The organism is Isoptericola dokdonensis DS-3, assembly GCF_001636295.1.
Classification (GTDB): Bacteria; Actinomycetota; Actinomycetes; order Actinomycetales; family Cellulomonadaceae; genus Isoptericola; species Isoptericola dokdonensis.
This window is the reverse complement of sequence record NZ_CP014209.1, coordinates 3,669,630-3,681,844: the sequence shown is the minus strand read 5'-3', so window position 1 is coordinate 3,681,844 and position 12,215 is coordinate 3,669,630. Positions and strand designations below refer to the sequence as shown.

8 protein-coding genes are annotated in these 12,215 nt (G+C 73.6%); all 8 read right to left on the bottom strand.

Translation table 11 applies throughout. The features are described 5' to 3' along the window. Nucleotides 1–6: 6 nt before the first annotated feature. Nucleotides 7–2,964, bottom strand: coding sequence for a preprotein translocase subunit SecA (gene secA, locus I598_RS16735; protein WP_068204360.1), 2,958 nt, complete (start codon nt 2,962–2,964; stop codon nt 7–9). Between the two features lie 198 nt (nt 2,965–3,162). Further along, entirely contained in the window at nt 3,163–4,746 is a 1,584-nt protein-coding gene (locus I598_RS16730) for a cation:proton antiporter family protein (protein WP_068204357.1), read from the bottom strand. Between the two features lie 64 nt (nt 4,747–4,810). After that, on the bottom strand, nt 4,811–6,046 hold the full coding sequence (locus I598_RS16725) for a winged helix-turn-helix domain-containing protein (RefSeq protein WP_068204354.1): 1,236 nt from the start codon (nt 6,044–6,046) through the stop codon (nt 4,811–4,813). Between the two features lie 272 nt (nt 6,047–6,318). Further along, the gene (gene hpf / locus I598_RS16720) at nt 6,319–6,972 is read right to left on the bottom strand and encodes a ribosome hibernation-promoting factor, HPF/YfiA family (RefSeq protein WP_068204351.1); all 654 of its coding nucleotides are present in this window, start codon (nt 6,970–6,972) and stop codon (nt 6,319–6,321) included. Between the two features lie 181 nt (nt 6,973–7,153). Beyond that, nucleotides 7,154–7,915, bottom strand: coding sequence for a ComF family protein (locus tag I598_RS16715; RefSeq protein ID WP_068204349.1), 762 nt, complete (start codon nt 7,913–7,915; stop codon nt 7,154–7,156). A 102-nt stretch (nt 7,916–8,017) separates the two neighbouring features. Continuing rightward, complete coding sequence (locus I598_RS16710; protein WP_068204342.1) at nt 8,018–9,748, bottom strand: LpqB family beta-propeller domain-containing protein; 1,731 nt, start codon at nt 9,746–9,748, stop codon at nt 8,018–8,020. Continuing rightward, nucleotides 9,735–11,501, bottom strand: a complete 1,767-nt coding sequence (mtrB, locus tag I598_RS16705) for an MtrAB system histidine kinase MtrB (RefSeq protein ID WP_068204339.1) — start codon at nt 11,499–11,501, stop codon at nt 9,735–9,737. Before mtrB ends, I598_RS16710 begins: the two co-directional genes overlap by 14 nt. Then, nucleotides 11,488–12,168 carry an MtrAB system response regulator MtrA gene (mtrA, locus tag I598_RS16700; RefSeq protein ID WP_068204336.1) on the bottom strand — a complete coding sequence of 227 codons (681 nt, stop codon included), beginning with the start codon at nt 12,166–12,168 and terminating at the stop codon, nt 11,488–11,490. Before mtrA ends, mtrB begins: the two co-directional genes overlap by 14 nt. Nucleotides 12,169–12,215 lie beyond the last annotated feature (47 nt).

The following is a 12,215-nucleotide window of genomic DNA, read 5'->3' as shown; positions in this document are numbered from 1 at the left end:
GCGGGACTACTCGTTCACGCCGTGGCAGACCTTGTACTTCTTGCCGGAGCCGCACGGGCACTGCGCGTTGCGGGGCGTGCCCGGGAAGGTGCGCCCGTCGGACGCCGGGGCCGACGCCTCGCCGTGCAGGGCGCGACGCGCCGCCCGGCCGTCGGCGGTGCGGGTCGTGGACCCGTCCTCGCTCGGCGCCGTGTACTGGAGGTTCTGCGGGCGGCGCGGGGTGTCGAGGCCCTTGGCCACGAGCACCGGCTCCTCCGGGCCGCCGAACGCGGCGGGCATCTCGGGCTGCGGCTCGGCCACCGGCTCGGCGGGCGCGGGACGGGCCTGTGCCGCCGTCTGCTCCGCGGGCGCGGACTGCGCCGGGGCGGCCTCCGGTGCGATCGAGCGGGCCGCGGCGGACGTCGCGGCGGCCACCGCGGAGGCGGCCGTCACCGCCGGGGCGCCCGGTTCGGCGCCGTCGCCCGCCTTCACCTCGACCTCCAGGTTGAACAGGAAGCCGACGGACTCCTCCTTGATGGCCTCCGTCATCGCCTGGAAGAGCTGGTAGCCCTCGCGCTGGTACTCGATGAGCGGGTCGCGCTGCGCCATCGCACGCAGGCCGATGCCCTCCTTGAGGTAGTCCATCTCGTAGAGGTGCTCGCGCCACTTGCGGTCCAGCACCGACAGCACCACGCGCCGCTCCAGCTGCCGCATCGCTGCCGAGCCCAGCTCGTCCTCGCGCCCCTGGTAGGCGACGCGCGCGTCGGACAGCAGCTCGTCGAGCAGCCGCTCCTTCGTGAGCCGCTCGCGGCCGCCCGCCTCCGCGACGACCTCGTCCACGGTGATCGACACCGGGAACACGGACTTCAGGGCCGTCCACAGACCGTCGAGGTCCCAGCCCTCGGCGGTGCCGTCGTCGGCCGCGCCCTCGACGTACGCCGACACGACGTCGGTGAGGAAGTGCTGCACCTGCTCGTGCAGGTCCTCGCCCTCCAGGACACGACGACGCTCGTCGTAGATGACGGTGCGCTGGCGGGACAGGACGTCGTCGTACTTGAGGACGTTCTTGCGGATCTCGAAGTTGCGGGCCTCGACCTGCGACTGCGCGCTCTGGATGCCGCGCGTCACCATCTTCGACTCGAGCGGCATGTCGTCCGGGAAGCCGGCGCGCGACATCATCGTCTCGGCCAGTCCCGAGTTGAACAGCCGCATGAGGTCGTCCTGCATCGACAGGTAGAACCGGGACTCGCCCGGGTCGCCCTGACGGCCGGACCGGCCGCGCAGCTGGTTGTCGATACGGCGCGACTCGTGCCGCTCGGTGCCCAGCACGTACAGACCGCCGAGCTCGACGACCTCCACGTGCTCCGAGGCCACGGACTCCTCCGCCTTGGACAGCACCTCGGGCCACGCCGCCTCGTAGGCGTCCGGGTCCTCGGTGGAGTCGAAGCCGCGGTCGGCCATCTCGGCGACGGCGATGAACTCGGCGTTGCCGCCGAGCATGATGTCGGTACCGCGACCGGCCATGTTCGTCGCCACGGTGACGGCGCCCTTGCGACCCGCCTGCGCGACGATCGCGGCCTCGCGCTCGTGCTCCTTGGCGTTGAGGACGTCGTGCGGGACGCCGGCCTTCTTGAGGAGCTTGGAGAGCAGCTCGGACTTCTCGACGCTGGTGGTACCGACGAGGACCGGCTGGCCCTTGGCGTGGCGCTCGACGATGTCCGCCACGACGGCGTCGAACTTGCCCGACTCGTTCTTGTAGACGAGGTCGGCCTGGTCCAGGCGGATCATCGGCCGGTTCGTCGGGATCGGCACGACGCCCAGCTGGTAGGTGCCCTGGAACTCCGCGGCCTCGGTCTCCGCGGTACCGGTCATGCCGGCGATCTTGTCGTAGAGCCGGAAGTAGTTCTGGAGCGTGATCGTGGCGAGGGTCTGGTTCTCCGCCTTGATCTGCACGCCCTCCTTGGCCTCGATGGCCTGGTGCATGCCCTCGTTGTAGCGCCGGCCGGCGAGGATCCGGCCGGTGTGCTCGTCGACGATCATGACCTCGCCGTTCATCACGACGTAGTCCTTGTCGCGCTTGAACAGCTCCTTGGCCTTGATGGCGTTGTTGAGGAACCCGATGAGCGGCGTGTTCAGCGACTCGTACAGGTTGTCGATGCCGAGGTAGTCCTCGACCTTCGCGATGCCGGGCTCCAGCACGCCCACGGTGCGCTTCTTCTCGTCGACCTCGTAGTCGTCCTCGCGGGCGAGGCGCTTGACGACCTTCGCGAACTCGACGTACCAGCGGTTCGCGTCGCCCGACGACGGGCCCGAGATGATGAGCGGCGTGCGCGCCTCGTCGATGAGGATCGAGTCGACCTCGTCGATGATCGCGAAGTGGTGGCCGCGCTGCACGAGGTCGTCCGGCGACCACGCCATGTTGTCGCGCAGGTAGTCGAAGCCGTACTCGTTGTTCGTGCCGTAGGTGATGTCCGCCGCGTACTGCTTGCGGCGCTCCTCCGGGTTCTGGCCGGACACGATGACGCCCGTCGTCATGCCGAGGAACCGGTAGACGCGGCCCATCAGCTCGCCCTGGTACTTCGCCAGGAAGTCGTTCGTCGTGACGACGTGGACGCCCTTGCCGGTCAGCGCGTTGAGGTAGGCCGCGGTCGTCGCGACGAGCGTCTTGCCCTCACCGGTCTTCATCTCGGCGATGTTGCCGAGGTGCAGGGCCGCACCGCCCATCAGCTGCACGTCGAAGTGGCGGTGACCCAGCGTGCGGCGGGCCGCCTCGCGGACGGTGGCGAACGCCTCGGGGAGCAGCTCGTCGAGCGTCGCACCGTGCTCGAGGCGCTCCTTGAACCGGGCGGTCTCCTCCTGCAGCTCGGTGTCGCTGAGCTCGGTGAAGCTCGCCTCGAGGCCGTTGACCTGCTCGGCGTATCCGTTGAGCTTCTTGAGAATCCGGCCCTCGCCGATGCGGAGGATCTTCTCGAGGATCGCAGGCACGCAGTTCTCCCGTGTCGGTGGTGCCCGGTCGGCCCGGGTCCGTTCGCTGGCGCCCGCGAGGACCCGGCTCGTCGCCGTCGTCCTCGTCGCACCGTCAGCCATCCTATTCCCCCACCCGGTGGGCTCGGGACCGGGTTTCGCGTCCGACGAACAACGCGCACGGTCGTCCCCACCCGCACGGCGGGCGCGAGGCGCCCGTCAGCGACCCGAGGACAGGACCTCCGCGGCGCGGTCGGCGAGCTCGGCACCGGCGGCCCCGTACAGGTGGTAGACCGCGTGCGCGCCGTGGCGGCGCAGCTCCGCCGCGTCGTCGTCGTAGCGCGCGATCGCCGCCACCTGCCCCTCGAACCCGGCGTCCTGGAGCCGGGACAGCGCGATGAGGTTCGCGTTGTGGAACGGCATCGCCAGCACCGCGAGCCGCACGTGTCCCGCCCGTTTCACCCGCGCCCAGAACTCGAGGTCGGTCGCGTCCGCGCGCACGACGTCGAACCCCTCGACCCGGGCCGACGCCACCCGGGCGACGTCGTGCTCGACGCCGAGGGCCCGCAACCCGTACTCGTCGCGCAGCTTCGCGCACGTCGCCGAGCCGACCCGGCCCAGCCCCAGCACGAGCACGTCGGCGTCGCCGACGTCGACCAGACGGTCGTCCGGGTGCAGGCGCGACGGGTCCCGCGCGGGCAGCAGGCCCGTGAGGCGGGTGGCGAGCTCGACGCCGCGCCGGTTCACCACCGCCGAGACCACGAAGCTCGCCGCGACGGCGAGCGACACCACGACCACCCAGTCCTCGCCCAGCAGGCCCGCCTCCGCCCCGACGGCGACCACGATGATCCCGAACTCCGAGTAGTTGCCCAGCACCAGCCCCGTGAGGAACGCCGTCCGGCGCCGCAGCCGCAGCAGCCACAGCACGACCGCGAACACCGCCACCTGCACCGGGATCAGCAGCAGCAGGCCCGCCGCCATCGCCACGTGCTGACCCTGCGGCGTGCCGTGCAGCCCGATCTCCAGGAAGAAGGCGACGAGCATGACGTCCTTGAACGTCATGAGGGACCGGGACATCTCGCCGGCCTGCGGGTGCGTCGCGAGCAGCGCGCCCATGACCAGCGCGCCGAGGTCGCCCCGCAGGCCCAGGAGCTCGAAGAGATAGAAGCCGGGCACCAGCGCCACCGCCACCCCGAACAGGGCCTGCAGCTCGCCGTGACCCACCCGGTCCCACAGGGCGTGCAGGAGCCGCCGCCCCGGGATCAGCAGGAGCAGCGCGACCGCCCACGGGCTCGGCGGCTCACCCTCGGCGACCGCGAGGAACACCACCGCCACCAGGTCCTGGACGACGAGGATCCCGATGGCGACCCGCCCGTACAGGCTGGTGGCGTCGGAGCGGTCCTCCAGCACCTTGACGACGAACACCGTCGAGGAGAACGACAGCGCGAGACCGACCAGGGCGAACGTGCCCAGGGACTGACCGGCGACCAGCGCGAGACCGACCAGCCCGGCCAGGGCCAGCAGGCCGCCGGTGAGGACGATCGTCACCACCATGTGGGTCGCGGTGGTCAGCCAGATCTCCGGACGGACCAGGGTCCGCACGTCCAGCTTCAGACCGATGGTGAACAGCAGCAGCGCCACGCCGATCTCGGCGACGACCTCCAGGCCGGGCATCTCCGGCGCGTGCACGGCACCGAGGGCGAACCCGGCCGCGAGGAACCCGACCAGCGGTGGCAGCCGGAGGAACGACGCCACCATCCCGGCGACGAAAGCGACCCCGACGTACAGCGCGACGACGTCCATGCCCACCTCCCGGGCCGATCCTACGGTCGGCACCCGCCGGGAGGCCCGGTGCCCGCCGCGCGGACTACCCGAGCACGCCGGCGGGGACCGCGAGCGCACCGCGGAGGTCCGGCGCGAGGTCGCCGCCCACGACGTCGACGTCGTCGAGCCCGAGCCAGCCCGCCAGGAGCCGCAGCTCGGCGGCGAGCAGCGCCGGGGTGGTCGCGGCGGTCTGCGCGGTGCGGTGCGCCGCCACCACGCGCAGCGCGCGAGCCTTCCGGTCGGCCTTGAGGTCGACCATCGCGGTCAACGCCTCACCCTGCAGGAACGGCAGCACGTAGTACCCGAGGCGGCGCTTGGCCGCCGGGACGTAGATCTCGATCCGGTAGTAGGCGTCGAACAGCGACTCGAGCCGGCGGCGCTCCCACACCAGCGGGTCGAACGGGCTGAGCAGCGCGGTGCCCGTGGCCCGCCGGGGCACGACGGCGTCCCGGTGGAGGTAGGTCGGCTCGTCCCAGCCCTCGACCGCGACGGGCAGGAGCACGCCGTCCTCCACCAGCTCGGCGAGCGCTCGCGACGCCGCCGGGCCGCGCAGCCGGAAGTAGTCGCGGAAGCAGCGGGCGGTGCCCACCCCGTGCGCCCGGGCGCCCAGCTCCAGGAGCCGCCGCACGGCGTCGTCCTCCGGGACCGGGTCCGCGGCGCGCACCGCCGGCGGCAGCACCCGTTCGGCGAGGTCGTAGCGGCGCTCGAACGCGGCGTTGCGCGACGCCGACAGCACCTCGCCGGTGAAGAACAGGTGCTCCAGGCACAGCTTCGCGGTCGTCCAGTTCCATCCCCACTCGACCCGGTCGCGGGGCGTCGTCCGGCCGGACGCGAGCAGCTCGTCGTGGATCTGCGCCGCCGTCACCGGCCCCCGTTCCGCCACCAGGGAGCGCACGAGGTCCAGCTCCGCCAGCCGCTCGGCGGCGTCCGCGATGCTCCGCCACGCCTCCCGCTCGAACGCGCGGCGTCGCCACTCCAGCAGCGGGTACGTCGACGTCGGCACGTACGACGCGACGTGCGCCCACGTCTCGACCAGCCGCCGCGGCGCGGTGCCCGCCGCGCGGTCCAGCAGCGTCGTGTCGTACGGGCCGAGCCGCGAGAACAGCGGGACGAGGTGCGCCCTCGCCAGCACGTTCACCGAGTCGATCTGCAGCAGGTTCACCCGGTCGACGGTCGTCGTGAGCCGGCGCATCGTCACCGGCCCGTCGGGCCGGGCGCCGTCGAGCGCCTGTGCACGCAGCGCGACCCGCCGCGCCTGGGACCGGGACATCGTCAGCATGCCCCCACCCTGCCGGTCACCCCTGACACCGTCGGCCGCCACCGTCGGCACGAGTCAGCGGACGCGGACGCCAGTCAGCGCACGCGCGCACGAGTCAGCGCGACAGGTCACGCCAAGCCAGCGCTGACTCACCGGGGCCTGCGCTGACTCGCCGGACTCTGCGCTGACTCGAGCCGACCTGCGCTGCCCCGCGCACGGCGGAGGGCCCCGCCTCCGGTCCGGCGCCGCAGGTGCGGGCAGGTCCGGGGGCGAGGCCCTCGCGGGGGAGCGGACTAGGTGAGGTCGGACACCGGCGCGGCGCCGCTGCACGTGGCGTCGAGCTCGATGACCCCGTACGTCCAGCCGCGACGGCGGTAGACGGCCGCGGGTCGTGCGGACGCCTTGTCGATGTAGAGGAAGAAGTCGTGACCGACGAGCTCCATGCGCTCGACCGCCTCGTCCGTCGTCATCGGCTCGCCCCGGTGGAGCTTCTGCCGGATGAGGACGGGTGAGTCGCCGAGCTGGTGCTCCACGGCGTCGCCGGGCTCGTTGAGCGTGGCGGGCTCGGGTTCGGGCTGCGCCTCGGCGCTGCCGTCGTAGGGGCGGACGTCGACCGCGGGGACGATGTCCTCGCCTCGACGCCGGTGGTCCTTGCGGCGGTCACGGGAGCGGCGGAGCCGCTCGTTGAGCTTGTCCAGGGCGAGGTCCAGTGCTCCGAACCGGTCGTCCGCGGCCGCTTCGGCGCGGATCACGGGTCCCTTCGACCGGACGGTCAGCTCCACCCGTTCGCTCACGTCCGCGAGCTTCGGGTTCTTCTCGTGCGTGACCTCGACGTCCACGCGGCGCGCGTGCGGCGCGAGCTGGGTGACCTTGGCGAGCTTGTCCTCGACGTGGCGACGGAACCTGTCCGTCACCTCCGTGTGCCTGCCGACGACGGCGATCTCCATCGTGTCGCTCCACTTCGTTCAGTGGCCGTCGCGTCTCCCGCGGCGGCCGGCGTTCCTGGTTGGGGCACCGCGACGGGTGCCGCTGAGAGCACCACCTCCCGGTCGCCGGAACCTGGTCCGACCCGCTCGTGGGATGCGACGTCGGGGCCCTCGCGGGTCCCGTCGTCGTCGGGTCCCCAGGCTATCCCGAAGGTGTCCCGAGGGTGAACCCGAGGCGTCGAACTGCCTGCGGAGAATTGGTGACGACGCCGGGCGGGGGCGTCGCGGCGAGGACGATCGCGCCCGCGACGGCGGCCCCCGCGATCTCCAGGGCGCGTTCCGCGGCGGCGAGGGTGGCACCCGTGGTGAGCACGTCGTCGACGAGCAGGTGGACGCCGCCGGGACGCACGGCGTGCGGGAGCGCCACGACGGCCCCCGCGAGGTTGCGTCCGCGGGCGCGCGCGCCGAGCCCGACCTGGTCCCGTACCCGCCCCCGGCGGCGCAGTGCCCGCACGACGACGGCGTCGGCACCGCTCGCGCGCAGCCCGCGCGCGACCGCGGCGGCCAGCACCGCGACGGGTTCGCGGCCGCGCTGGAGACGGGCGAGCCGGCCGGACGGCGCGGCGACGACCCCGACCGGGAGGCCGGCCGCGGCGACGTGCAGCGCGGGCGCTACCTGCCGTGCCGCGCGGTCGACGACCTCGGCGAGGAGCTGGTCCAGGTCGGCCCGCTCGCGGTCCTTCCACGCCACGACGAGGTCGCGCACGGCCCCGGTGCAGTCGGCGACGGCCCAGGTCGGCAGCGGCGGGACGCCGTCGAGCCGGTCGAGGCGGGGGGCCGCGTCCTCGACGCGCCGGGGGACGCCGCCCAGCGGGGCCGTGCAGTCCGCGCACCATCGCACGTCGTGGCGGCCGCAGCCGGGGCAGGCGACGGGGACGACGAGCCGGGAGAGTCTGGCGAGCACGGCGGCGACGCTGCCACGCCGGGCCCCGGGCGCCCCGTCGTCGTCCCGGAGACGGTGGAGAGGCGCGCCGCCCGGTCCCCGGTGGACGGACCCCGGGGCGCGTCAGCCCGGGTAGGCGACCGCCACGACACCCTCGGCGATCGACGGCCACAGGGCGGCGCTCTGCCGCACCTGCAGGGTCCCGTCGTCGTCCACCACGAGCGGAGGGCTCGCCCCGCCCACGCCGGCCGTCACCCGGGTGACCCCGCTCGGCGACGTGTACAGGCGGGACTCCCCGCCGCCGGGGCCGGCGAGACCGCCGACGCCGGCGAGGTACAGGGCCTCGGCGCCGTCCGCGTCCCGCCCGAGCAGGATCAGCGTCGACTCCTCGAACCACGCGGCGGAGGTGACGCCGCCGACCGGCGCGCCGACGCGCGCCGCGGCCGCCAGGCCGGTCGGCACGTCGTCGGCGTCCCGCTCGATCGCCGCGACCCACGCCTCCGGGCCCTCCGTCCCGTCCAGCACGACGGCCAGGCGCGCACCCTCGGGCGAGACGGCGAGGGAGCGCACCTGCCGCCCGTCCACCCAGTCGCCGTCGACCGCGACGACGGCCCCGTCGGGCAGCACGGCGCGGACCGCCGTCCGGTCGGCCGTCCACACGGTGCCGAACCGGTCGACGCCGGGCGCGACGAGGTCGGTTCCGACGAGCAGCTCGACGGGTGCCTCGCCGGACACCCGCACGAGCCGGTCGGTGCCGTCCCGCACGACGGTCGCGCCGTCCTCCGGGCCGACGCCCAGCGCCGTCGGGTCGAGGCCGTCGAGCCAGTACGGTCCGGCGGGGTCCGTGAGCTCGCGCCCCACGACGCGCTGCAGCGTGGGGACGCCGTCGGCGTCGACGAGCGCGAGGGCGTCCCCCACGGTGAGCGGGCGCGACGGTTCGGCGACGGACTCGGTCGCGAGCGGGGACGACCCGTCGGACAGCACGACGCTGCGGCCCTCCCGGTCGCGGAGCGTCTCGGAGAGCTGGGCGACGAGGAGCGCCCGGTCCTCGGCGGACGCGCCGCTGATCGGCGACGTCACCGACACGTCGACGACCCCGTCCTCGTCGACCGTCACCGCGTCGATGGCGAGCGTCGTGCCGTCGGGCACGACCGAGATCGTCGACTGGGCGAGGTGCGCCGGCGGCCCGGCGAGGATCTCCCGGGTCGCGGCGGTGCGCCAGGACTGCTCCGGGAACCACCGCACGTCCGGCACCCACCACTGCCGGTCCGGCGTGGGGTAGCTGAGGGTGGTCCGGTGGAACGAGTCGCCGAGGAAGTTCGCCAGGACGAGCAGACCGTCGTCGAGGCCGCCGATGCGCCACTGGCCGTCGGGACCACGGACGAGCTGGTAGGACACGTCGACGGTGGAGGGTTCGGCGAGCTCGGTGTAGACGCCGACCTCGTCGACCGTGGCCACGACCTGGGCGACACCCTCGACCGTCGTGGACGTGGCACCCTCCTCGACCTCGGCCGACTGCCACTCGGGGTACTGGGACAGCACGAGCACGCGCGACGTGCGGTCCCAGCCGGACCAGGCGCTCGGCAGCACGTACTCGCGGGCGACGTTCGCGGTGCTGGCGCTGGCCGGCGCGAACTGGGCGACGCTGACGAAGCTCTGGACGAGCTGCTCCGGGCCGGCGTCGACCGCCGGACCCTGCACGTTGAAGGCGATCTCGCCCGCCGTGTCGACCTGGACGGTGCTCTCCATGACGGGGCCGTCGTCGGGCATGCTCGCGCAGGCGCCCAGCGCGAGGGCGAGGGCGGCGCCCCCGGCGAGCGCCGCCGCGCGGCGGAACCGTTCACCTGCCCTCATGGCTGTCCTCCTCGGCGGTCGCCAGGTCGGGGATGGCGGTCGGGGTCGGTCCGGTCGGCGGGTTGACGACGGGCACCTGCCCGGTGGGGACGTGCTGCCCGCCGGCCCGCGACGGACCCTGCAACGGCAGCGGGGACTGACCGAGCGCGATCCCGGCGCGACGCGGCAGGGTCAGCCGGAAGCTGGCGCCCTCCCCCGGCCGCCCCCACGCCTCGAGGCGTCCGGCGTGCAGGCGGGCGTCCTCCTGGGAGATCGCCAGGCCGAGGCCGGTGCCGCCGGTGGTGCGGGCGCGGGCCGGGTCGGCACGCCAGAACCGGTCGAACACGTGGTTGAGCTCGGGGACGGTGAGCCCGACGCCGTAGTCCCGCACGACGACGGCGACGGCGTGCTCGTCGCCGTCGACCGTCACCTCGACGGGTCTGTCCTCGGCGTGCTCGACCGCGTTGACGACGAGGTTGCGCAGTATCCGCTCGACCCGGCGCGGGTCGACGTCGGCCCGGACGGGCCGTTCGGGCATGACGACGGAGAGGAAGACCTCCTTGCGCTCGGCGAGCGGCGCGGCGGTGTCGACGACGTTGGTGACGACGTCGCGCAGGTCCCGCTGCTCGACGTCGAGCTCGGCGGCGCCGGCGTCGAACCTGCTGATCTCCAGCAGGTCGGTGAGGAGGTCCTCGAAGCGGTCGAGCTGGGTCTGGAGGAGCTCGGCGGACCGGCGTGCCGCGGGTTCGAGGTCGTCGCGCGAGGCGTGGATGACCTCCCCGGCCATGCGGATGGTGGTCAGCGGGGTGCGCAGCTCGTGGGAGACGTCGGACACGAAGCGGCGCTGCGCGGCGGAGAGCTCCTCCATGCGGGCGATCTGCTCCTCCAGGCTCGCCGCCATCTCGTTGAAGGTCCGCGCGAGGGTCGCCATCTCGTCGTGACCCTTGGAGCCCGGGACGCGGACGTCGAGCCGACCCTCCCCGAGCTGGGCGGCCGCCGCCGCGGCCCGCCGCACGGGTGCCACCGTCTGCCGCGTCACGATCCAGGTGAGCACGCCGATCATCGCGAGGATCGCGAGGGCACCGACGGCGAGGGTGCGCTGCACGAACCCCAGGGTCTCCTGCTCGGAGGACAACGAGTACAGCGCGTACAGCTCGAAGGTGCCGCCGGAGGGGACCTCGACGACGGAGCCGACGACGACGCCCGGCTCGTCGACGCCGGAGTCGGTGGCGACACCGGGGATCGCCACCGACTGCAGGACCTGGTCGTCGGTGGCGAGGGTGGCCGCGCGCAGGGCGGGCGACACGACGTCGTCGACGGCCAGGGTGCGGCTCGACGCGGGATCGACCAGGGGCAGGCCCTGGTCGGGGGCCTGCCGCAGGAAGTAGTCCTGGGCGCTCGAGCCGCCCGCGCTGAGGGACAGGATGACGTCGCGCAGCAGGGACTGCTGGTCCCCCGGGCTGGTCGCGGGCGACCCGGCGAGCGTGGTGCGCACCTGCTGGGTCAGGGCCGCGTTCTCGCTCTCGATCTGGTCGACACGCTGCTCGAAGAGCCCGTCACGGATCGAGAACGACAGGTAGATCCCCAGGACCGCGACCGCGACGATGCCGAGCGCCAGGGCGGACGTGACCACGCGCACCTGCATCGACGAGCGCCACCGGCGGGCCAGCGACCGCGCCCCGACCACGACCCAGTCGACCGCCTCGACGCCGCGCTGCCGGGCCGGGGCGTGCGCCCGCGCGCCGGCGGCCGCGGCGTCGTCAGCGGGGGGCACCGGCCTTGTATCCGACGCCCCGCACCGTCTGGACGACCTCCGGGTTCTCCGGGTCGCGCTCGATCTTGGACCGCAGACGCTGGACGTGGACGTTCACCAGCCGCGTGTCGGCGCTGTGCCGGTAGCCCCAGACCTTCTCCAGCAGCACCTCGCGCGTGAACACCTGCCACGGCTTGCGCGCGAGCTCGACGAGCAGGTCGAACTCGAGCGGCGTCAGGGCGATGCGTTCCCCGTCGCGCGTCACGGCGTGGCCGGTGACGTCGATCTCGACGTCGCCGATGCGCAGCCGCTCCGGGCCGGGGTCGTCGGTGCGGCGCAGCCGGGCGCGCACGCGGGCGACGAGCTCCTTCGGCTTGAACGGCTTGGTGACGTAGTCGTCCGCACCGGACTCGAGGCCGAGCACCACGTCGACGGTGTCCGTGCGCGCCGTGAGCATGATGATCGGCACGCCCGACTCGGCACGGATCTCCCGGGCGATCTCGATGCCGTCCTTCCCGGGCAGCATGACGTCGAGCAGGACGAGGTCGGGCTGGGTCGCACGGAACACGTCGAAGGCTTGGTCGCCGTCGGCGCAGTAGCTCGGCTCGAAACCTTCCGACTCCAGGACGATGCCGATCATCTCGGCCAACGCTGTGTCGTCGTCGACCACCAGGACACGGGACTTCATGGGCACAGTCTGCCAGCCCGTCCACAGGTCCGGTGGCAGGGCGCGTC

What these genes read in the sequence shown, in the direction of transcription:
- I598_RS16730 (WP_068204357.1), bottom strand. Translation starts at nt 4,746, where the DNA reads ATGGACGTCGTCGCGCTGTACGTCGGGGTCGCTTTCGTCGCCGGGATG.
- I598_RS16725 (WP_068204354.1), bottom strand. Translation starts at nt 6,046, where the DNA reads ATGCTGACGATGTCCCGGTCCCAGGCGCGGCGGGTCGCGCTGCGTGCA.
- hpf (WP_068204351.1), bottom strand. Translation starts at nt 6,972, where the DNA reads ATGGAGATCGCCGTCGTCGGCAGGCACACGGAGGTGACGGACAGGTTC.
- I598_RS16710 (WP_068204342.1), bottom strand. Translation starts at nt 9,748, where the DNA reads ATGAGGGCAGGTGAACGGTTCCGCCGCGCGGCGGCGCTCGCCGGGGGC.
- mtrA (WP_068204336.1), bottom strand. Translation starts at nt 12,168, where the DNA reads ATGAAGTCCCGTGTCCTGGTGGTCGACGACGACACAGCGTTGGCCGAG.